We start from the raw sequence: 20,549 nt of genomic DNA, 5'->3' as shown, positions 1-20,549 counted from the left end.
TCCTTTCGATTGTTCATGGGGTGATCTTTACAGAGGCTGCTCACGAGACACCAGACGGGGGACACGATTTCCTGGCCGTGAACGGGGACACCGGCCCTCGTGGCCGTACCGCGCGCGGCCGGAGGAGGACGTACAGCAGCGCCGCGGCGACCTGGAGGGCCGCGATCCCCAGCAGGAGCAGCGGCGGTGGGAGCGCGGCGGCGAGCCCCGTGAGGGCGGCCCCGCACGCCGCCGCGGAGATCTTCAGCCCCGCGCCGAGGGTGAAGACCTGGGCCCGTGCGGACGGCGGGGCGTGCTCGGCCCGGATGCGGAGGGTGGCGGCCAGGAGGGGGCCGTCGCACAGCCCCGCGCCGACGAACAGCCCCGTACGGGCGGACGGATACGGGACGAGCGCTGCGGCGGCCAGCGCGGCGCCGGTACCGAAGAGGGCGACGGCGGCCAGGCGATGGACCGTGAGCGGCGGCCGCCACCTGGCCACGGCCAGCGAGCCGGCGAGCGCCCCGACGGCGAAGGCGGTCATCAGGACGCCACCGCTTCCCGGCCGGCCGTGGTGTCCGGTGAGCAGCACCGTGGTGGTGGTCAGCCCGCCGATACCGAGGAAGGCCAGACAGGTGGCCGCGGTGATCGCCCGCAGTTCGCGGGTCCGCAGGACGGCGGTCAGGCCCGCCGCCAGCTCGGCGCGCAGCGCGGCCGGCCCCGAGGCCGTCCGTACGGGCTGCCCGGCCCCGTACGGCCCGTTCCCGTACGGCCCGTTCCCGTACGGCCCGTTCCCGTTTGGCAGCGCCGCGGCCAGGCCCGCCGCCACGGCCGCCGCACCGCCGAGCAGCGCCATCGCCGTGGCGGGTGAGGTCAGGGCTGCCATGATGCCGACGGCGGCGGGTCCGGCCACCGACGCGGCACTGTAGGCCGAGGCATCCAGCGCGTACGCCCGGTCGCGGCGCGCGCCCGCGGGGACCAGGCCGGCGATCAGGCTGGACAGCCCGCCGGAGACCACCGGTCCGCAGCCGCCGCCCACCAGGGCGACGGCGAGGGTCACCGGCATCGGGGCCCGTCCGGTGATCGCCGCCAGCGTGGCGACGGCCGCGGCGAAACCGGCCAGGGCGCCCGCACAGAAGAGTTGGGGGCGCCGCGCCCGGCCGGCGACGGCGCCCACCAGGGGCGCGGCGCACACATGCGGTGCCATCCAGGCAGTGAGGACGAACGCCCCCTGTGCGGCGCTTCCGGTGCGCTGCACCGCCAGCATCACCGCCGCCACGGCCATGCCCTCCTCCGCCAGACGGGCGAAGAACGCGGCCGCCAGACAGAGCCGCATTCCGTCGGAGCGGGCCCCCGGCCCGGTAGGCGATTTCCGCATGTGTGCCTCCAGCCTCACCCTGTAACGGCTTAACGAAATAAGACGTTACCCTGGCAGGAGAGACAGCAGGAGAGACAGGGACCGGCGTACCGGCGGCGGAAAGCGAGGCGGTGGCATGAGCGGTGAGCGGGCGGCGCCGTGGGGGTTCCGGCCGGCCGAGCGGCTGATCGCGCTCGCGAACGCGGTCCGGGCACGCCCCGACCTGCCGCGGGACGAACTGGCCGGGCTGCTCGCACGGCACGGGGAGAGCCCGGACGATCTCACCGGGCAGGCGTTCTCGGAGGACGACGCGGCCGGTCTGCGGGCCGCGGCCGACCGTATCGCCCGACTCGTCGCGGAAGGCGGGGGCGCGGACGGGGCGGACACCGACCGGGCCGCCCACGCCCTCAACGCGCTGCTGGCCGAATGCGGCGCCCGGCCGCGTCTGTCGCGGCACGGCGGCCACCCCTGGCATCTGCACGTCGACCGGGGCGACGACGCGAGCTGGGCCGACTGGTTCCTCGCGTCGAGCGCTCTGACGCTGGCCTGGATCCTGACGGAATACGGCCGCGTCCCCTGGGGCGAATGCGCCGCACCGGGGTGTTCCGCCCTCTATCTGGGCACGGGGCCCGGGAGCGCCCGCCGCTACTGCTCGAGCGCCTGCGCATCGCGGGAGCGGGTCGCGGCGCACCGGCGTCGCCGGCGGGCGGGCGCGTAGCGGCGACGCCCGCCGGGGGTGTGCGTCAGGCGCCCATCAGCCCGGCGAACGTCTCCGGATCCGCGTCGAACCCGCGGAGCACGGCGCGGAACCGCCACTCGCCCGACTCGTCCCGGAAGAACTCGGCGACGGTGGCGGCGGTGGACCCCGCGACCTCGGCGAAGTCGTTCTCCGCCAGATCGGTGTGGCCCTCGCGGACGAGTACCTCGGTGCCCTCGACGTCGCCGAAGACCTTGCGGCCCTCGCCCTGCTGGATGGCAACCCCCACCAGGACACGGGAGTAGTTCTCGGACAGCCGGTTCAGTTCCAGCGTCATGACCTCGTCGGCGCCGAATCCCTGACCGGTCTTGCTGTCCCGGTTGAGGATGATGGTGCCGTCGGGCGACCGGCTGCCGAAGTGCACCAGGTAGGCCGGCTCGCCGTGCGGTGCGTCCTTGGTGTAGGTCGCCGCGATGATGTCGAGGTCATTGTCCGGCTCGCCGATGGGGCTGGGGTCCCACTTGAGCGACACCTCGGCCTTCTCTGTCCCCTTGTTGAAAGTGCTCACCGGGCTTCCCCTTCTGCGCATGCGTCGGACCCGCGGCTCGCCCACCTGGCCGTGCGGACAACTCCCCCGGGATTTCCCCTTGATTGACCATCGTGCCACGACGTCCGTTCCCCGGGCGGCGTGAAGTGGGGCCGGAACGGACCGGGTTGGGACCTCCGATGGCTTGATTGCGCCGCCCGGCCCGGTCAGGCGGCGGCCGGGCCCCAGAGGTCGTTGAGATGCGCGTCGAGGACGTCCAGGGCGGCAGCCGGGGTGAGATGCCCGATCAGGACGTGTGTGGTGAGCCCGTCGGTGAGGGCGAGGAGGGTACGGGCCGTGCGCTCCGGATCTGCGGTTTCGGTGGCCTCGGCGATGAGCCGGGCGAACAGGGCCTGCAGACCTGCGTAGTTGGTGCGCACAATTTCGGCCAGTGACGGGCTGACCGCGGCCTGGGCCACGAACGCCAGCCAGACCCGGGCCTCGGCGCGATGCTCCTCCTGGAGCAGCGAGACCTCGGTGGCGGCGTGCCCCAGTGCCGTACGGGCCGACTGGGCCGGTGAGGCGGCGATCCGGGCCCCCACCCGTGCCGCGACCCGCTCGCCGATGTGTGTGAGGGCGAAGACCAGCATCTCCTCCTTGGTGCCGAAGCACCGCTGAACGGCCCCCATGGACACCTGCGCGCGGGCCGCCACATCGCGGAGGGTGACGCCTTCCAGCCCGCTCTCGTCGGCGAGCCGGCAGACCGCCTCGGCGATCTGCCGGCGCCGGCTCTCGTGGTCCACCTGTCTGGGCATGCCGCGCTCCCCGGTTTATTCGATGCGTGCGTATCGCCGACAAGGTTACGATGCCGACGACGAAGTGATGCAGATGCATCGGAACGGATGCCGGGTGTCCGTTCCGCCAGGAGAGGGGGAGTTCATGTCCGGTGCGCTGTGGAAGCGGACGGCCGTCGCCCAGGCCGCGGCCGTACGGGCGGGCGAGGTGACGGCCGTCGAACTGGTCGATGCCCATCTGGAGCGGATCGCGGAGGTGAATCCGGCCGTCAACGCCGTCACACAGCTGCTCACCGAACGGGCGCGGGCCGAGGCGGCGTCGGCGGACCGTCGGCGGGCCGCGGGCGCGGAGCCGGGACCGCTGGCCGGGGTGCCGTTCACCGTCAAGGAGAGCACCGCCATCGAGGGCGTCCCGACGACATACGGCGCGGAGCGCTTCCGCGACCTCGTGGCGCGCTCCGATGCGCCCCCGGTGGCGCGGCTCCGCGCGGCCGGCGCGATCCCGATCGGGCACAGCAATATGCCCACCATGATCCTCGCCGGTGTGCACACCCGCAGCGAGCTGTTCGGTGACACCGCGAACCCCTGGACCCGCGCCGTCACGCCCGGCGGCACCAGCGGCGGGGACGGCGCGGCCGTGGCGAGCGGGATGGCGCCGCTGGGGCTGGGCAACGACTCCGGGGGATCGGTGCGCATTCCCGCATCCTTCTGCGGAGTTGCCGCGCTGAAGCCGACCTACGGGCGGTTCGCCGCGGATCACCGCATCGGGCCCGACGATCCCGGCCTCGCCGCACAGGAGCTGGTCGTCGACGGCCCGTTGGCGCGCAGCGTCGGCGATCTGCGGCTTGCGTACGAGGTCCTGGCCGGGCCCGATCCGCGCGACCCGAGGGCGGTACCCGTGCCCCTGTACGGCGAGCCGCTGCCGCGTCCCCTCCAGGTGGCGATGGTGACCGACCCCGGGGGGCAGGGCGTGCACCCCACGGTGCGCAAGGCCGTGGAGAGTGCCGCGGACGCGCTCCGGGACGCCGGGTACGAGGTGCGCGAAGTGGCCGACGTACCGCGGCTGGACGACGCCCTGGAGGTCTACGGCCGGATGACACTGACCGAATTCGCCCCCTCCTGGCCGGTGGTGAAGCCCCTCCTGGGCGAGGACGGCCACCGCTACATCGAGATGGGGATGGCCAGGCGTGCCCCGGTGGAGGTGACGGAATACCTGCGGCTGACCGGTGTACGGCTGGGTATCCGCCGCGACTGGGCGGCCTTCCTGGACACCTTTCCGCTGGTCCTGGGGCCGGTATTCACTGATCCGCCGTTCGCACCGGGGGAGGAGGTGCGGGACGCGGCGGCTCATCTGCGGGTGCAGACGGCGATGCGGCTGTGCACCGCGACCAGCTTCGTCGGCGTGCCCGCGGTGTCCGTACCCACCGGGGTGGTGGACGGGCTCCCGTACGGCGTGCAGCTGATCGGGCGCTCCTACCGGGAGGACCTGTGCCTGGAGGCGGCCGGGGCGGTGGAGCGGCGGCTGGGGGTGCTGACGCCCATCGACCCGCGGCCGTAGGGGAGTTCGCGGTGGTGGGCAGGTGACGCGCAGTGATGCCGGGCGGGCCGGGGGCCGTACGATGGCGCGGTGCTGGTCAAGTGGATTCGCCTCACCGTCGTGGACCGTCGAGGGTTCGAGCGGGGGCAGCGGAAATGGGCGGGGCTGCTGGGTGAGCCGGGGTTTCGCGGGCAGGGCGGGGGGTGGAGCCGCAGCCGCCCGGGGGTCGCGCACCTGGTGGCCTTCTGGGAGAGCCGGGCGTTCTACGACTCCTTCATGGCCCGCTCGCACGACCGGCTGGCCGCCGCCCAGGTGGGCACGTACAAGGACCGGCAAGTGCGGCTCTTCGAGCACGAATTCGATGTGAAGGTAGGCTTCCGGCCGGTCTTCGGCGATGCGGATGTGCTCCGGCTGGCGCACTGCCAGGTGCGCCAGGACCGGGTCGATCACTTCATGCTGATGCAGGAGAAGGTCTGGAACCCCGCGATGGCGGGGTCTCCGGGCATGCTCCGGGGGATGCTGGGGAGGGCTCCGGGGGAGGAGTTCCTGGTGGTGTCGATGTGGCAGTCGGCGGCCGAGCGGGGCAAGTACCGCCCGGAACGGGTCGAGCGGCTGGCGCTGCGGGCCCAGATAGCCGCGGATGTCCGGGCGATCGCGGGCGATGTGGTGCAGCTCGAACCCTCGTGGACGGTGTGAGGCGCGTCAGGTGGCGGGGCCGGGGGGCGAGGCCGTGGTGCCCGTGGTGAACGCCCCGGCCCGGGCGGCCGCCAGCGCCGCCGCGGCCGACTGGTCGGCGAGCGCCGTGCCGACCGGCTCGCGGGTGATGAACAGCCGGAGGAAGAGCGGTGCCGAGACGGCCCGCACGAGCGCACCGGCGTCGATCGCGGCCTGCGGCGCCGTCGTCTCCTTGGCGTGCGCGGGGGGCTGCAGCTCGCCGCGCACGACGGCGCGTTCCACGATCGTCTCGCAGCGCCGGAACCGCTCGGTGTAATAGGCGCGCAGGGCCGTGGCGGCCCGCTCCGACTGGAATCCGGCCGCGATCACCGCGGAGCCGGACGCGGCCACCGCGGGGTCGGTGAAGGAGTCGACGACCTCGCGGGCGAGGGCGCGCAGATCGCCCTCGAGGGATCCGGTGTCCGGCGGCAGCCAGCTGTCCTCGCCCGCCAGGTCCAGCGCATCGGCGAGCAGGCCCTCGAGGTCTCCCCAGCGGCGGTAGAGCGTGGTCTTGTGCACGCCGGAGTGCTCGGCGACGTATTCGATGGTCAGGCCGGGATAGCCGTGCTCGCTGAGGCCGGCCAGCACGGCGTCGCGCACGGCGGCTCGCGTGCGGGCGGTACGGCCGCCGGGGCGCTGGGTGCCGGGGCGCCGGGCTGCGTTCCGCGCGGCCCTCTCGTCGTCGTTCTCGTTGTTGTTCTCGTCGTCGTTCTCGTCAGACAATTGCAACTCCCGTTGCGTTAGTGCGGTGGCGTGTGTCATCATCGTAATGCAACGTCAGTTGCATTTGCATGATCTCTCGCTCCCACCGACCCTCCGGAGGCCTGATTGCCCACCCAGATCTCGTTGCGCGATGTCACCAAGTCCTACGCCGAACGACCGCTGCTCGACGCCGTGTCGCTGTCGATACGACCCGGCGAACGCATCGGGATCGTGGGGGAGAACGGCACCGGAAAGTCGACGCTGCTGCGCATCATCGCGGGCGTCGAGAAGCCCGACGACGGCCATGTCGTGCTCAGCGCCGACGGCGGCACCGGCTACCTCGGCCAGACCCCCGAGCTCCCGCCGCACCACACCGTGCAGGACGCGATCGACGCCGCCCTGGCCGACCTCAGGGCCATGGAAAGCCGGCTGCGCGCGATGGAGCAGGAGCTCGACGGCGCCACGGCCGCGCAGCTCGACGCCTACGGCGATCTGCTCACCCTCTTCGCACTCCGCGGCGGCTACGAAGCCGACGCCCGGGTCGACAAGGCCCTGCACGGCCTGGGGCTGGCGGCGGTGGACCACGACCGGCCGCTCGGCAGCCTCTCCGGCGGCCAGCAGGCCAGGCTCGGGCTCGCCTGTCTGATCGCCGCATCACCCGAGGTGATGCTCCTCGACGAGCCGACCAACCACCTCGACGCGGCGGCCCTCGACTGGCTCGAAGGCGCCCTGCTCGCCCACCGCGGCACGGTCCTCGCCGTCTCCCACGACCGCCTCTTCCTCCAGCGCATCGCCACCGCGATCCTCGAAGTGGACGCCGACCGCCACACCCTCGTCCGCTACGGCGACGGCTACGGCGCCTTCCTCGCCGCCAAGACCGCCGCCCGCCGCCGCTGGGAGCAGGACCACGCCCGCTGGTGCGCGCAGATAGCGCAGCTCACCGACTTCGCGGCGGGCACGGCACACCACGTCGCCCAGGGCCGGGCCATCAAGGACGGCAACAAAATGGCCTACGACCGGGCCGGGGGCCGCGTCCAGGCATCCGTCTCCAGCCGGGTGCGCAACGCCCAGGAGCGACTGCGCAGACTGCGCGAGGCGCCCGTACCCAGGCCACCGGACCCGCTCCGCTTCCGCGCGGCACCGGACGTCGGCGAGGCGGAGGGCACCCTCGTCGCCCTCGACGGGGTGCGGGTCGGCTCCCGGCTGGCGGTGGACTCGTTCTCCGTGGCCGCCGGTGAACGCCTGCTGGTCGACGGCGCCAACGGCGCGGGCAAGACCACGCTGCTCCGCGTCCTGGCGGGCGTCACCGCACCGGACAGCGGAACGGTCGAGCGGCGCGGACGGATCGGCTTCCTGGCCCAGGAAATACCCGTCTCCCGCCCCGCCGAGCCCCTGCTGGCCGTCTTCGGCCGGGGCCTGGCCGGGGACGCCGGGGAGCTACGCGACCTCCTGCTGTCCTTCGGTCTCTTCCGCGAGCGTGATCTCCAGGTGCCCGTCGGAGCGCTCTCGGCCGGTCAGCGGCGCAGGCTGGCTCTGGCCCGGCTGCTGGCACGCCCCGCCGACCTGCTGCTGCTCGACGAACCGACCAACCACCTGGCCCTCGCCCTGATCGAAGAACTGGAGGAGGCGCTGGCGCACTGGCCCGGCGCCCTGGTCGTCGTCTCCCACGACCGCCTGCTGCGCCGCCGCTTCGGCGGCAGCCACTACGAGATACGCGACGGCCGCCCGGCCCTCGCCGCCTGCTGAGAGCGCCCGCCCGGCGTGGCGGGGGCGACGGGTTCAGTGCGGGATCGAGCGCGGCGGACGCGTCCGCGGGAGCCGCTCGCGGAATTCCTCGATCCGGCCGGCGACCTGCCGCATCAGATGTGTGTCCTCGATCCGGTCCAGATACAGCGAGCGGCGCACCAGCCCCGCCAGCTCGAACGTGAAGTACACCGACATCAGGGGGTTGATGAACAGCTCACTGTCCCGGGTCCGCTCCGTGAAGTGCACATCGCCGAACTCCCCGCGCAGGGCCGCGGCGATGGAGCCGTTGACGATGCTGGGCCGCATCGGCGTCGCCGCCTGGGCGTGCGCCACGGCGTCCAGGAACAGCTCGCCCTCCCGGCTGGTGCGCGGGATGGAGAAGCAGCCGAGGGCCGCGCCGTCCGCCTCCAGCGCCGCCATGTTCTCCAGCACATGCGCATGCCGTACACCGTGGTGGGCGTCCACGCCGAAACCGATCGACGCGACAAGCCGGACCGGCACCTCGAGACCCGACACCGCCGCCAGGGAGGCCATGTCCTCCTCGGGCGTGCCCAGCCCCGACTCGTCACCGCGCAGCAGGATGTCCGTCCCGCCGTCCACCAGCACCACGGCGTCCACCCCGCCCAGGTGCCCGATCAGCGCCCGGTACGCCGCACGCAGGGGCTGCACCCCGGTCGGCGGGAAGGCATACACCGTCGACGGCAGCCCCTGCCCGTCCAGCCAGCGGGCCAGCGCCAGCTCCGGAGCGTACGGATCACGCACGACGGTCCCGGGCGTGATCGCGGCGACGTCCATGTCCACCCAGGCATCCAGATCCATTCCGTGCAGATGACTGAAGGAGAGATTCGCGAGATGGACGTCCTTGCCCTGCTCCCACAGGGACAGCGCGAGCGGCAGCCCGGCGTAGATGTCGAAGCCGCCGCCCGCCCCGGCGATGAGCACCCGCCGGGCAGGCTGCAGACGTGCGAAGAAGGGAGGCAGGTGGAGTGCGGGCACAGCCGCGACCGTAGCAGCGGGCGGCATGTACAGGGCAGGCGTTTTAGGCTGGCGGCATGGCCCGGCCACGACGCATCGTCCTCCTCCGTCACGGAGAGTCGGAGGGGAACGTCGACGACACGGTGTACGAGCGGGAACCCGACCATGCGCTGCACCTCACCAAGACGGGGCGCCGGCAGGCCGAGGAGGCCGGCGGCCCGCTGCGCGAGATGTTCGGCGACGAACGGATCTCCGCCTATGTCTCGCCCTACCGCCGCACCCACCAGACCTTCCGGGAACTGGGCCTGGACCCGGACAGGGTCCGCGTCCGCGAGGAGCCCCGGCTGCGCGAGCAGGACTGGGGCAACTGGCAGGACCGGGACGACGTACGGCGCCAGAAGGCCTACCGCGACGCCTACGGCCACTTCTTCTACCGCTTCGCCCAGGGCGAGTCCGGCGCGGACGTCTACGACCGGGTCGGTGCCTTCCTGGAAAGCCTGTGGCGCAGTTTCGAGGACCCGCACCACCCGCCGAACGTCCTGATCGTCACGCACGGCCTCACCATGCGGCTGTTCTGCATGCGCTGGTTCCACTGGACGGTCGCGGACTTCGAATCGCTGTCCAACCCGGGCAACGCGGAGTGGCGCACCCTGCTCCTGGGCCCGGACGGACGCTACTCCCTCGATCGGCCGTTTGAACGCTGGTGTGAACCCGAGCCTTATGGCGCCACCGGTTAGAGTGCACACCGATGACCGCCGACCACCGTGACGCAGCCCGCTGTGAGCGGGCGCTGGCCAGCCTGCGCGGACTGTCCGTGGGCGATGCCCTCGGATCCCAGTTCTTCGTCCCCGCCCATTACCCCGCCCTCAAACGCCGCGAACTGCCCCCCTCTCCCTGGCAGTGGACCGACGACACCGAGATGGCCTGCTCCGTCCTGGCGGAGCTCACTATCCACGGCCGGATCGACCAGGACACGCTCGTCCGCTCCTTCGCCGACCACCACGACTTCGACCGCGGCTACGGCCCCGCCGTCAACCGCCTCCTGCGGCTGATCCGCGAGGGCGGCGACTGGCGCGAACTGTCCTCCGCACTCTTCAACGGCCAGGGCTCCTGGGGCAACGGCGCCGCCATGCGCATCGCCCCCCTCGGCGCCTGGTACGCCGACGACCCCGAGCAGGCCACCCACCAGGCCGAGATCTCCGCCTACGTCACCCACCAGCACCGCGAGGCCGTGGTCGGCGCCATGGCGGTGGCCGCCGCGGCCGCCCTGGTGGCCGACCCGTCCCGCGCCGTCGGCCCCGAGGAGCTGCTCGACGGCGTGCTGGCACTGATCCCGCGCAGCGCCGTACAGGCCGGACTGCGCCGGGCCCGGGACATGCTCGACTACGCCGACTCCGGCACCGTCGCCGCCGTCCTGGGCTGCGGACGGCGCACCAGCGCCCATGACACCGTCCCCTTCACCCTCTGGGCCGCGGCCCGCCACCTCGGCGACTACGAGAAGGCGTTCTGGGCCACCGCCCAGGCAGGCGGCGATGTGGACACCACCTGCGCCATCGTCGGCGGCATCGTCGCCTCGGACCCCGCAGGCGCCCCGCCCCGGGCCTGGCTGGACGGCACCGAGGCCCTTCCTGCCTGGGCGCCCGTGGGCGTCGGCTGAGCCGCGGCGGCATCCCAACCAGCGGCAGCGCAGGGCCAGTTCGTCTCCGTACGCGCCCCGGTGCACGGACCGCCGCCGCGCCGCGCCGAACCCGCTCCGTGCCCGGCCGCCACCGGATCCGTAGTTGATCGGGATCCGGTGCGGACGGCTCGGCCGAATAGGCGTAATCTGGCTGGCGCCATGCCGTACAAGCCCCCCACCCATACCGTCGAGCGATCACTACGCGCCACTACGGGCGCCAAGATCGTCGCAGGGATCGACGAGGTCGGACGCGGAGCCTGGGCGGGCCCGGTCAGCGTCTGCGCAGCCGTCACCGGCCTGCGCCGGCCGCCTGACGGACTCACCGATTCCAAGCTGCTGACCCCCAAGCGCCGCACCGAACTCTGCGGTGTACTCGGCGACTGGGTCACGGCCTACGCCCTGGGGCACTCCTCACCCGAGGAGATCGACGACCTGGGGATGACCGCGGCGCTGCGGCTCGCGGCCGTCCGCGCCCTGGAGGCGCTGCCGGTCCGGCCGGACGCGGTCATCCTCGACGGCAAGCACGACTACCTGGGGGCGCCCTGGCGGGTCCGCACGGTCATCAAGGGGGACCAGTCCTGTATCGCGGTCGCCGCCGCGTCCGTGATCGCGAAGGTGCGACGCGACGCGATGATGGCCGAACTGGGGCTGGACTACGCCGACTTCGACTTCGCGGCCAACGCCGGCTACCCCTCTCCGACCCATCGCATCGCCCTGGAGGAGTACGGTCCTACGCCGCACCACCGAGTGTCGTGGTCCTACATGGACGCGCTGCCCCGGTGGCGGCACCTGAAGAAGGTGCGCATCACCCCCGAAGCAGCCGCTCTGGAGGCCGGTGGCCAACTCGGCTTCGACTTCTGAGCGGTACGGGCATCAATTCGGTACCCGATGACGCGTCCCGCACTTACGTTTGATAGACATCCCTTTATGCCTCTCATCCCCGAGGAGCCTCAGATTCACGAGAGTGTCCCGGGTCCCCGCGCCACCCCGGCCGCCGGCCGTACCGCGCCGACCCCCCGTCCCGTCCCTGGCCCCGGCCCGCGCCCCGCGCCTCCGCGCGGCGCCCCGGCGTCCAGTGCCCGTCCGGGCAAGCCCGGACCCGCTGCCCCGCCGCGTGGGCCCGTCGCCGCTCCGCCGGCGCAGCGCACCGGCTCCCCGCAGCCCGCAGCCATACCCGAGAACGCCGCAGGAGCGCAGCTCCAGCTGATCCCGGCCCCCGCCGACGGCGCCATCGACGCCGCCGACGAAGCCGTGGATCTGCTGCTGGACTCCGGGCGCGCCCCGTCCGAGATCCTGGTGCTGACCACGGGCGAGCTGCACCCGTGGGCCGCTCATGAGCTGTCCTTCGGCGAGGCGTCCTACTGGGCCCAACACGACGCCGTGGACGATGTGTTCTACGCGGACGCCGCCGCCCAGCGCGCCACCGGGCGCCCCGTCGTGGTCGTCGCCGTCAACGGCGGCACGGACGAGGTCACCGCCCATGCGCTGCCCTCGGCGATGGCCCGAGCCGGAACGTTGCTGGTCGTCTGCGGTGACCCGCAGCGGATCAACAGCGTCCTCGGCGCGAACGCCTAGTCGCACACGCCGGAAGCCCTCACCACCTCACCACCCGAAGCAGCCCGTCGGCCATCCGGTCGGTCGGGCTTGCTCGCGTTCCCGGACGCGGGTGTGTTCCCGGCGCGGCCCGCGGCCGCCTCAGCGGGCCGCGGTGTGCCGCTGCGGCTCCCTGGCCCCTCCTGCGGAGCGCCGGGGCGCCGCCGGGCCGCCCCGGCGCGCGGGCTGGTCGGCAGTGGGCAACGGCTCGGCCGAGGTCTTGCGCGGCGGCGGTTTACGCGGTGCGGGCATGCGTGGCAGCGCCGGGTGCAGGGCGCCCGTGCGCGGGATGTCCGCATACGAGGCGTCCGTGTGCGAGGCGTTCGTGTGCGAAGCAGCCGCTTGTGATGCGTCCCCGGGTGGTGCGTCCGCCCGTGGTGCGTCCCCATGTGACGGGCCCGTACGTGGTGATATCGCGCGCGGCGCTTCCGTAACCGCCGGCTCCACAGGGCCGGACTGCGGGCTCTGCCGGCCGGAACCGGGCTGCCGGGACGGTCCGGGCCGACGCCCGCCGCGGTCCTCGCCCAGCACCTGCCACCGGTCCCGGGTCAGCGCGATATACGCCCCGCACCGCAGCCCGTGCAGGGTGCAGGCGTCGCGCAGCCCCCACATCCACGCCCCGTCCGTCTCCGTCCAACGGAGCTCGCCCTCACGGCAGTAGAGCAGCACGGCCGTCCGTACCGGGGAGCGCAGCCGCAGATCATGCGGGATGACCCGGCGCAGATGCGCCAGCAGCACATTGCGGAACTCCCAGCCGTCGGGCAGATCCGCGGACTGCGGGAACGACGCGCTGGCCGCCACCCGCCCCAGCGGATCGAGCACCGCCACAACGGCCGTCGACGGCCCGGGGAGATGACGCTCGTGCAGGTCGACGACGATCTCACGGGGATTGCGCAGCAGCGGAATACCGGCCGAGGCCCACTCGGCGGGCTCCAGCATCCGGCTCAGCCGGGCAGTGGGATCGGCGGACGCGAGGTAGGACGCATTCATGGGCGGGGCGAATCCGAAGGTCACAGGTCCTCCCTTCGTCTACGCGTCCACGCAGCGGGCACCGGCCGGGCGCGGGGCGCACCACGGCATGGCCCTGCCTGACCGTGAACGGCCGGGGTACGGGAAGCGGCTCCAATTCTTCCTGCTCGTACAGGCTTGCGGCAACGAGCAATTCCACGCGCGATCCGGAATCGCCCGGTGCGCCATCAATATTCCTGCCCGCCGCACCGGCCTCCGATGCCCCGCGGCCCCTTCTCACTCCCGCTGCTGCTATCCCTGTACGGCGAGGACCAGCGGAAACACCCCGTCGGCCCCGGCGCCGCGCAACAGTCGGGCGGCCACCGCCAGCGTCCAGCCGGTGTCCGCGTAGTCGTCCACCAGCAGCACCGGGCCGTCCACCGACGCCAGCGCCTGCGCCAGCTCCGGCGGCACGCTCAGCGCACCGTGCAGGGCCCGCAGCCGCTGTGCGCTGTTGCTGCGCGGAACCCTGCCGTCCGCTCCGTCGTCCACCGATGTCACCGTCCCCAGGAACGGCATCCTGCCCACCGAGCTGATCCGCTCCGCCAGCGAGCGGATCAGCTGCGGGCGGGTGCGCGACGAGAGGCAGACGACACCCACCGGGCGGGCCGGTGCGCCGTCCTCCCCGGAGGCCCAACCCCCGGGCCCCTTGGCCCAGTCGGCCAGCACCGTGACCACGGCGGCCGCCACATCGTCGGGCACCGGACCGTCCGGTGCCTGCGGTGCGAGCATCGGCCGCAGCCGGTTGCCCCACCCGATGTCCGACAGCCTGCCCAGGGCGCGGCCGGTGGCGGCCAGCTCACCCGCCGGAATACGCCCCTTGAGGTCCAGGCCGATGGCGGGCAGCCCCGTCGGCCACATACGGCGCGGTTCCACCTCCACACCCGGGCGCCCCAGTTCACCACGTGCCGCGTCCAGTGATGCGGCGGAGACCTCGGCGGTGAACTTCGCCCCGGCGCAGTTGTCACAGCGGCCGCACGCCACCGCCGCCTCGTCGTCCAGCTGCCGCCGCAGGAACTCCATCCGGCAGCCCGCCGTGGCGGCGTACTCCCGCATCGCCTGCTGCTCCGCCGCACGCTGCCGGGCCACCCACGCATAGCGTTCCGCGTCGTACGACCACGGCCGGCCGGTGGCCGTCCAGCCGCCCTTGACGCGGTGCACGGCGCCGTCCACATCGAGCACCTTGAGCATGATCTCCAGGCGGGAGCGGCGCAGTTCGACCTGCGGCTCCAGTGCCGGCAGCGACACCGGCCGGCCGGCCGCCGCCAGGACGTCCAGCGTCCGGCGCACCTGCTCCTCGGGCGGGAACGCCAGCGATGCGAAGTACTGCCAGATCGCCTCGTCCTCGCGGCCCGGCAGCAGCAGCACCTCGGCATGCTTGACCCCACGCCCGGCCCGCCCCACCTGCTGGTAGTACGCGATGGGCGACGACGGCGAGCCCAGGTGCACCACGAACCCCAGGTCAGGCTTGTCGAAGCCCATCCCCAGCGCGGACGTCGCCACCAGCGCCTTGACCCGGTTGGCCAGCAGATCGTCCTCGGCCTGCTGCCGGTCGGCGTTCTCCGTCCTGCCGGTGTACGGGGCGACCGTGTGCCCCCGGTGCCGCAGGAACGCCGTGACCTCCTCGGCGGCGGCGACGGTGAGGGTGTAGATGATCCCCGAGCCCGGCAGCTCGTCCAGATGGTCCGCCAGCCACGCCAGCCGGTGCGCGGCGTCCGGCAGCGCCAGCACGCCCAGACTCAGGCTCTCCCGGTCCAGCGGGCCCCGCAGCACCAGCGCCTCGGCGGTGCCCTCGCCCGTCCCCAGCTGCTCGGCGACATCGGCCGTCACCCGGGCGTTGGCGGTGGCGGTCGTCGCGAGCACCGGCACACCGGGCGGGAGACCGGCGAGCATCGTGCGCAGCCGGCGGTAGTCCGGCCGGAAGTCATGGCCCCAGTCGGAGATGCAGTGCGCTTCGTCGACCACCAGCAGGCCGGTGGCCGCGGCGAGCTCGGGCAGCACCTGATCGCGGAAATCGGGGTTGTTGAGCCGCTCGGGGCTCACCAGCAGCACGTCGACCTCGCCGGCCGCCACCGCGGCCTGCACGCTCTCCCACTCCTCGGTGTTGGAGGAGTTGATCGTGCGCGCGTGGATCCCGGCCCGCGAGGCCGCCTCGACCTGGTTGCGCATCAGCGCCAGCAGCGGCGAAACGATCACTGTCGGGCCGCTGCCGCGCGCCCGCAGCAGCGCCGTCGCGACGAAATAGACCGCGGACTTGCCCCAGCCCGTGCGCTGCACGACCAGCGCCCGGCGGTGGTCGGCGACCAGCGCCTCGATCGCCCGCCACTGATCCTCGCGCAGCCGGGCCTCGCCGCCGGGATCCCCGACGAGTCGGGACAGGACGGCATCGGCCGCGGCACGCAGGTCTTCGTTGCTCATGCCCCCATGCAACCCGATGCCGCTGACAACGCGCGAACCCCCGCCCGAATCTGTGGAAAACCGCGGCTGTGGAAAACCGCGTCACCCGCGAGTTATCCACAGGGGTCGCGGAGCGGCGGGCGACCGCGCGATCTTCGAGCCATGAATCCGCACAGCGAGAACGCACACAGCGAGAGCCCGCACAGCAAGAATCCGCACAGCGAACCGACCGAGCCCAACGCCTCCGACAACTCCTCGCACACCGCCGACAACCCGTCCCGTGCCGCCCGCCCCGCCGAACCCGCCACACCCGCCGGCCCGCCCGCCGACCCCCAGGTCACCTTGCGCAGCGCCGCCGAAATCGCCGACGCGCTCCCGTACCTCATGGGTTTCTACCCGGACGACAGCATCGTTCTCGTCGCACTGCACGGCGACCGCGGACGCTTCGGCGGCCGGGTCCGCCTCGGGATCCCGGCGGACTCCGCACAGTGGCCGGACGCCGCCGACCAGCTCGCCGACTGCCTGATCTCCGCCGCCGGCCGCGGCGAGCGCCCCATGGGCATCCTCGTCTTCCTCTGCCAGGAACCCGCGGCAGGCGAGAGCGGCAAGGACGTCAAGGACCGCCTCCGTCCGCTCGCCCAGCGCCTGCGCACCGCCTGCGGCGCGCTGGACGTGCCCGTGCTCGAAGCCCTCTGTCTCTCCAACGGCCGCTTCTGGTCGTACTGCTGCCCCGACTTCCGCTGCTGCCCCGCCGACGGCACCCCCATGGCCATGCCGGGCACGTCCGTGATGGCCGCGGCCGCCGCCTACGCGGGCATGCAGGTGCGCGGCTCGCTCAAGGAAATGGAGGCCCGGCTGGCGCCCCGCACCGGCCCCAGGGCTGCCGACCAGGAAAAGGCCCTGGACGCCGAGGCCGCCGCACTCGTCCCGCGCATGCTCCGGCCCGAGGGCGCGGCGGCCGTCCGCCGGGACACCCTCGAGCTGGCCGAGGCGATGATCCGCCGCTTCCGCCTGGACACCCCCACGGGCAGCAACCGGGCCCGCGACGCCTGCGACGACGCGCTGATCACCGACGCCGAGGCTGCCTCCCTCATCCACGGGCTCCAGGACCGCATCACCCGCGACCGCGCCGCGGAGTGGATGGAGGGCCCCGCCGCGGCGCCCGCGCTCCGGCTCTGGCGCGCCCTCGCCCGCCGCTGCGCCGGCGGCTATCTCGAGCACGCCGTGGCCCTGCTGACCCTGGCCGGATGGGTCTGCTGGGCGACCGATGACGGCCCCTCGGCGCGGGTCACACTCGGCCGCGCCCTGTCCATCGACCCCGGCTACGTCTTCGCCGACCTGCTGCACCGCGCCGTCAACGAAGGACTCGACCCGGAGCCGCTGCGCCGCTGTCTGCGCGAGCAGCGCAAAGAGCGCGAGGAACACGATGCCGCGTCCAGCCGCGGGGCGACGACGCCGGCCACGACGACGCCCGCGAAGACGACGCCCGCCAAGGAATCGCCACGGCCCGGCAAACGGCCGCAGTCGGTCCGCCCCGGAACCGCCGCCGACCGTCCCCTCGGGCCACGCGGCGGCTCCCGCCCCCGGGGCCGTACCACCGACGGACGCGGCAGGCGCCGGGCCGGCCGGGACGGTGACCGGGGCCGACGGTGACCGTCCCGGCGCCGGGCGGCCGGCGTGACCTGGGCGCCGACCGGACCGTTCACGAAGGTGGCGCAGGCCGTACGGAGCCGACACCACCAGGGAGCGCAGAGCGTGCCAGGCATCGTCCCCATCACCCAGCCGGCGCGCCGGCCGTCCGGCGAACGGCGCCCCGCGCCGCCCCGCGTCCCCCGGCCCCAGCCCGTCCACTCCTCGCTGGTCTGCGTGGCGCTGCCGGGCCTGGCCGTCTCACCCCCTTCGGGACAGCTGACCGGCCATGGTCTGGACGGCTGCTACCGCGACGGCCTGCGGATCCTCTCCCGCTGCGAGGTGCGGGCGGCAGGCGGTGAACCCCTCGTCGTCCAGGGGCGGTTGGCCGCCGCGGACCGCGCGCGGTTCATCGGCACGGTCCGCAAAGCCGGTGAGCGCGGACCGGACCCGGACATCCGGATGGAGCGGCTCCGGTCCGCCGACGGCACCGAGCAGCTCACCTTCCACAGCAGTGCCACCAGGCACGTCCGGATCCCGGTCGAGATCCGCCTGGGCACCGATCTCGCGGAGCTCGGCGCCGTCGCCGTCGGGCTCCCCGGGCCCGAACTGCGCGCCGCCGTCCATGGATCCGGGCTCCGCTGGTCCGCGTCCGGGGCACACGCGGTGGTCTCCGCGGTGCCCGCACCCCAGGACGTACTGGCGTCGGCAGGCCTGCTGCGCTGGGATCTGGACCTGGCGCCCGGCGGCCACCGCACCATCGAGCTGCGCGTCCGGCTCGACCTCGATGCCGGCGATGTCCCGGGCGCCCATCCGTCCGGCCGACGGCGCTCCGGGGCCACCCGGGCCGCCGGCAGGCGGGGCCGGGCCCCCGTCCCCCGCCTGCGTGGCGACCGGCCGCCGCGCCCCTGGTCGCCCGCACGGCTGGAGTGCGACGACCACCGAGCCGACGCGCTCCTGGCCGGCAGCCTCGACGATCTGTACGGCCTGCTGGTGCGCGACCCCGCCGAACCGCTGGACACCTATGTCGCCGGTGGCTTCCCCTGGCGGTGCGGGCTCGCCCCGGCGGAGGCGCTGTGGACCGCCAGGATGCTGCTTCCCCTGGGCACCCGGCTCGCCGCGAGCACCCTGCGGGCACTCGCCCGTACCCAACAAGCCACCCCAGGAGCGGAATTCGGCCGAATTCCCGGAACCCTCCGCGACGCCGGACCACATGCCCCGCCGAGCTGCACGGGCATCGAGGCCACGCTGCTGTTCCCCGCCGTCCTCGCCGAGGCGCGCCGCTGGGGACTGCCCGACCAGGAGACCGAGCGGCTGCTGCCCGCCGCGGAACGCTGTCTGCGGTGGATGCGCATCGCGAGCGAGACGACGGGCACGAGACGCGGCGGATATGTCCCCGACCCCGCGCCCGACGGGCCGTACCGCTGCGAGACCCAGGCCCACGCGCACCGCGCCGCACTCCTGGGCGCCGACCTCCTGGCCGACTTCGGCTTGCCCGACGCGACGGTGCTGCGGGAGTGGGCAGCGGATCTGCGCGCCCGGTTCCGTACGGACTTCTGGCTCGAGGACCGGGCGGGCGGCCGCCCCGCCGCCTGGCTCACCGCCGACGGCCGACCGCTCCCGCATCTCGGCTCCAGTGCGGCGCATCTCCTCGACACCGGACTGCTCGGCGGCGGCACCCTGGCCCCCGGCCTGCTGGACGCGGCCCGGACCGACCAACTGGCCAGGCTCCTGCACGGCCCCGCCCTGGACACCGGCTGGGGTCTGCGCGGGCTCGGTGCCAAGGAAAGCGGCTACAACCCCTTCGGCCACCGCAGCGGCGCGGTCCGCGTCCACGAGACCGCCGTCGCCGTCGCCGGACTCGCCGCGTCCGGCCACGACAAGGCCGCCGGAGCCCTCGCCCGGGGCGTCCTCGACGCCGCGGACAGCTTCGGCCACCGCCTCCCGGAGATGTACGCGGGGGAGCAGCGCACCGCCGGCGGCGCCCCCGTCCCGCACCCGGCGGCCTGCCGCCCCGCGGCGGTGGCGGCGGCCGGTGCGGTCCAGACGCTGATCGCGCTCGCCGGCTTGCGCCCCGACGTCCCGGCCGGGACCGTGTCCGTCCGGCCGCTGGGCACCGCGCCGCTGGGCGCGATGCAGTTCACCGGCCTGAGCGTCGCGGCGCAGCCGTTCGCCGTACGCATCAGCAGGCTCGGCATGGGGATGGTCGAGGCCGCGGCGGACGGCCTGCAGCTGGGGTCCTGATACAGGTCAAGACCTGTTTATCGTCAAGCGGACGACTATGATCGCGGGCATGCCTCCCTACGACCCGTCGGCCTTTCCGCCCTTCGCCGTCACCGTCGACCTGGTCGTGCTCACCGTGCGCCGCCACGCGCTGTGCGCACTGGCCGTGCGCCGTGGTGAGCCGCCGTTCCAGGGCCGCTGGGCCCTGCCCGGCGGATTCGTCCGGGCCGACGAGGACCTCGCGGATGCCGCCGCCCGGGAACTCGCCGAGGAGACCGGCCTGCACGCCCAGTCCCCGACCGGCCCGCCGCCCGCGTACGGCGCGCACCTCGAGCAGCTCGCCACCTACGGCGACCCCAAGCGCGACCCCCGGATGCGGGTGGTCAGCGTCGCGCACCTCGTCCTCGCCCCCGACCTGCCCGCCCCCCGCGCCGGCGGCGACGCCCACAGCGCCCGCTGGGCCCCGGTGGAGACACTCCTCGACCAGGACGGCACGCACGGCCGCGACGGCGAGCTGGCCGCTCCACTCGCCTTCGACCATGCACAGATCCTCACGGACGGCGTCGAGCGCGCCCGCTCGAAGATCGAATACTCGTCGCTCGCCACGGCTTTCTGCCCGCCGGAGTTCACCGTCGGCGAGCTGCGGCGCGTCTACGAAGCCGTCTGGGGCGTCGCCCTGGACCCCCGCAACTTCCACCGCAAGGTGACCGGCACCCCCGGCTTCCTGGTGCCCACCGGCGGTACGACGACCCGTCAGGGCGGCCGCCCCGCCCAGCTGTTCAGAGCCGGGGGCGCGACACTGCTCAACCCGCCGATGCTGCGCCCGGAGGTCTGAGCCGCAAGCGGCGGCCGCTGCGGAGCGCGGTGGCACACGACGGGACACGGCGGAACAACCCGCCCCGGCAATTACGGGTAAATAAGACATATCGGGTTACCTTGGCGGGGTGAGCCCTCTCGTACCCCCAGCAACTGCCGAACGGTCTCACGCCCCGCGAGG

Annotated in this window: 17 protein-coding genes and 1 pseudogene; 11 read left to right on the top strand and 7 right to left on the bottom strand. The window is 73.6% G+C overall.

Annotated features, from left to right (window positions below; all coding sequences use genetic code 11):
- Positions 1-40 precede the first annotated feature (40 nt).
- Complete coding sequence (locus ADL29_RS15530) at positions 41-1,354, bottom strand: MFS transporter (protein ID WP_053924243.1); 1,314 nt, start codon at positions 1,352-1,354, stop codon at positions 41-43.
- Between the two features lie 115 nt (positions 1,355-1,469).
- Between ADL29_RS15530 and ADL29_RS15525 the strand changes: the two genes are divergently transcribed.
- Positions 1,470-2,051, top strand: a complete 582-nt coding sequence (locus tag ADL29_RS15525; protein WP_053924242.1) for a CGNR zinc finger domain-containing protein — start codon at positions 1,470-1,472, stop codon at positions 2,049-2,051.
- Between the two features lie 25 nt (positions 2,052-2,076).
- Here the strand turns inward: ADL29_RS15525 and ADL29_RS15520 are convergent, their stop codons facing one another.
- Together ADL29_RS15520 and ADL29_RS15515 are read right to left on the bottom strand one after the other, a co-directional pair.
- Positions 2,077-2,598, bottom strand: a complete 522-nt coding sequence (locus ADL29_RS15520; RefSeq protein WP_053924241.1) for a TerD family protein — start codon at positions 2,596-2,598, stop codon at positions 2,077-2,079.
- A 185-nt stretch (positions 2,599-2,783) separates the two neighbouring features.
- Entirely contained in the window at positions 2,784-3,371 is a 588-nt protein-coding gene (locus ADL29_RS15515; RefSeq protein WP_053924240.1) for a TetR/AcrR family transcriptional regulator, read from the bottom strand.
- Positions 3,372-3,495: 124 nt separating this feature from the next.
- Here ADL29_RS15515 and ADL29_RS15510 point away from each other — a divergent pair, with 124 nt between their 5' ends.
- Both ADL29_RS15510 and ADL29_RS15505 read left to right on the top strand, forming a co-directional pair.
- The gene (locus ADL29_RS15510) at positions 3,496-4,908 is read left to right on the top strand and encodes an amidase (RefSeq protein ID WP_053924239.1); all 1,413 of its coding nucleotides are present in this window, start codon (positions 3,496-3,498) and stop codon (positions 4,906-4,908) included.
- Positions 4,909-4,977: 69 nt separating this feature from the next.
- Positions 4,978-5,583: a YdbC family protein gene (locus ADL29_RS15505; protein WP_046925645.1), complete on the top strand. Its 606-nt coding sequence runs from the start codon at positions 4,978-4,980 to the stop codon at positions 5,581-5,583.
- A gap of 6 nt (positions 5,584-5,589) precedes the next feature.
- On the opposite strand, the gene ADL29_RS15500 is transcribed toward ADL29_RS15505, so the two are convergent.
- Entirely contained in the window at positions 5,590-6,324 is a 735-nt protein-coding gene (locus tag ADL29_RS15500; RefSeq protein WP_053924238.1) for a TetR/AcrR family transcriptional regulator, read from the bottom strand.
- Between the two features lie 105 nt (positions 6,325-6,429).
- Here ADL29_RS15500 and ADL29_RS15495 point away from each other — a divergent pair, with 105 nt between their 5' ends.
- Positions 6,430-8,049 (top strand): ABC-F family ATP-binding cassette domain-containing protein, encoded by a 1,620-nt coding sequence (locus ADL29_RS15495; protein WP_053924237.1) that lies wholly within the window; start codon positions 6,430-6,432, stop codon positions 8,047-8,049.
- A gap of 33 nt (positions 8,050-8,082) precedes the next feature.
- On the opposite strand, the gene ADL29_RS15490 is transcribed toward ADL29_RS15495, so the two are convergent.
- Entirely contained in the window at positions 8,083-9,072 is a 990-nt protein-coding gene (locus ADL29_RS15490; RefSeq protein ID WP_387869226.1) for a DUF1152 domain-containing protein, read from the bottom strand.
- A gap of 29 nt (positions 9,073-9,101) precedes the next feature.
- On the opposite strand from ADL29_RS15490, the gene ADL29_RS15485 reads away from it, so the two are divergent.
- From ADL29_RS15485 to ADL29_RS15470, 4 genes are all read left to right on the top strand, one after another.
- A complete protein-coding gene (locus ADL29_RS15485; protein ID WP_053924235.1) occupies positions 9,102-9,761 on the top strand; it encodes a histidine phosphatase family protein in 660 nt (219 codons plus the stop codon).
- Positions 9,762-9,772: 11 nt separating this feature from the next.
- Entirely contained in the window at positions 9,773-10,681 is a 909-nt protein-coding gene (locus ADL29_RS15480; RefSeq protein ID WP_053924234.1) for an ADP-ribosylglycohydrolase family protein, read from the top strand.
- A 180-nt stretch (positions 10,682-10,861) separates the two neighbouring features.
- Positions 10,862-11,563 carry a ribonuclease HII gene (locus tag ADL29_RS15475; protein ID WP_053924233.1) on the top strand — a complete coding sequence of 234 codons (702 nt, stop codon included), beginning with the start codon at positions 10,862-10,864 and terminating at the stop codon, positions 11,561-11,563.
- A gap of 66 nt (positions 11,564-11,629) precedes the next feature.
- On the top strand, positions 11,630-12,277 hold the full coding sequence (locus tag ADL29_RS15470) for a hypothetical protein (protein ID WP_053924232.1): 648 nt from the start codon (positions 11,630-11,632) through the stop codon (positions 12,275-12,277).
- A gap of 375 nt (positions 12,278-12,652) precedes the next feature.
- On the opposite strand, the pseudogene ADL29_RS45250 reads toward ADL29_RS15470, so the two are convergent.
- A pseudogene (locus tag ADL29_RS45250) lies at positions 12,653-13,309 on the bottom strand (hypothetical protein); the annotation flags it as partial.
- Between the two features lie 246 nt (positions 13,310-13,555).
- A complete protein-coding gene (locus ADL29_RS15460; RefSeq protein WP_053924230.1) occupies positions 13,556-15,721 on the bottom strand; it encodes a RecQ family ATP-dependent DNA helicase in 2,166 nt (721 codons plus the stop codon).
- Between the two features lie 141 nt (positions 15,722-15,862).
- On the opposite strand from ADL29_RS15460, the gene ADL29_RS15455 reads away from it, so the two are divergent.
- The 3 genes from ADL29_RS15455 (at position 15,863) to ADL29_RS15445 (ending at position 20,387) form a co-directional block, all read left to right on the top strand.
- Positions 15,863-17,353, top strand: a complete 1,491-nt coding sequence (locus tag ADL29_RS15455) for a DUF4192 domain-containing protein (protein WP_078971022.1) — start codon at positions 15,863-15,865, stop codon at positions 17,351-17,353.
- A gap of 213 nt (positions 17,354-17,566) precedes the next feature.
- A complete protein-coding gene (locus ADL29_RS15450; protein WP_053924288.1) occupies positions 17,567-19,573 on the top strand; it encodes a glycogen debranching N-terminal domain-containing protein in 2,007 nt (668 codons plus the stop codon).
- 49 nt (positions 19,574-19,622) lie between these two features.
- A complete protein-coding gene (locus ADL29_RS15445) occupies positions 19,623-20,387 on the top strand; it encodes an NUDIX hydrolase (RefSeq protein WP_211274324.1) in 765 nt (254 codons plus the stop codon).
- Positions 20,388-20,549 lie beyond the last annotated feature (162 nt).

The sequence above is a fragment of the Streptomyces chattanoogensis genome (assembly GCF_001294335.1).
Classification (GTDB): Bacteria; Actinomycetota; Actinomycetes; order Streptomycetales; family Streptomycetaceae; genus Streptomyces; species Streptomyces chattanoogensis.
Note: the sequence above shows the minus strand (reverse complement) of the source record. Positions and strands in the feature narration are given on the sequence as shown.

Excerpts from the sequence above, each read along its gene's own strand:
- ADL29_RS15530 (WP_053924243.1), bottom strand. The coding sequence starts at position 1,354 with ATGCGGAAATCGCCTACCGGGCCGGGGGCCCGCTCCGACGGAATGCGG.
- ADL29_RS15525 (WP_053924242.1), top strand. The coding sequence starts at position 1,470 with ATGAGCGGTGAGCGGGCGGCGCCGTGGGGGTTCCGGCCGGCCGAGCGG.
- ADL29_RS15515 (WP_053924240.1), bottom strand. The coding sequence starts at position 3,371 with ATGCCCAGACAGGTGGACCACGAGAGCCGGCGCCGGCAGATCGCCGAG.
- ADL29_RS15510 (WP_053924239.1), top strand. The coding sequence starts at position 3,496 with ATGTCCGGTGCGCTGTGGAAGCGGACGGCCGTCGCCCAGGCCGCGGCC.
- ADL29_RS15490 (WP_387869226.1), bottom strand. The coding sequence starts at position 9,072 with ATGCCGCCCGCTGCTACGGTCGCGGCTGTGCCCGCACTCCACCTGCCT.
- ADL29_RS15485 (WP_053924235.1), top strand. The coding sequence starts at position 9,102 with ATGGCCCGGCCACGACGCATCGTCCTCCTCCGTCACGGAGAGTCGGAG.
- ADL29_RS15480 (WP_053924234.1), top strand. The coding sequence starts at position 9,773 with ATGACCGCCGACCACCGTGACGCAGCCCGCTGTGAGCGGGCGCTGGCC.
- ADL29_RS15475 (WP_053924233.1), top strand. The coding sequence starts at position 10,862 with ATGCCGTACAAGCCCCCCACCCATACCGTCGAGCGATCACTACGCGCC.
- ADL29_RS15470 (WP_053924232.1), top strand. The coding sequence starts at position 11,630 with ATGCCTCTCATCCCCGAGGAGCCTCAGATTCACGAGAGTGTCCCGGGT.
- ADL29_RS15460 (WP_053924230.1), bottom strand. The coding sequence starts at position 15,721 with ATGAGCAACGAAGACCTGCGTGCCGCGGCCGATGCCGTCCTGTCCCGA.
- ADL29_RS15455 (WP_078971022.1), top strand. The coding sequence starts at position 15,863 with ATGAATCCGCACAGCGAGAACGCACACAGCGAGAGCCCGCACAGCAAG.
- ADL29_RS15445 (WP_211274324.1), top strand. The coding sequence starts at position 19,623 with ATGCCTCCCTACGACCCGTCGGCCTTTCCGCCCTTCGCCGTCACCGTC.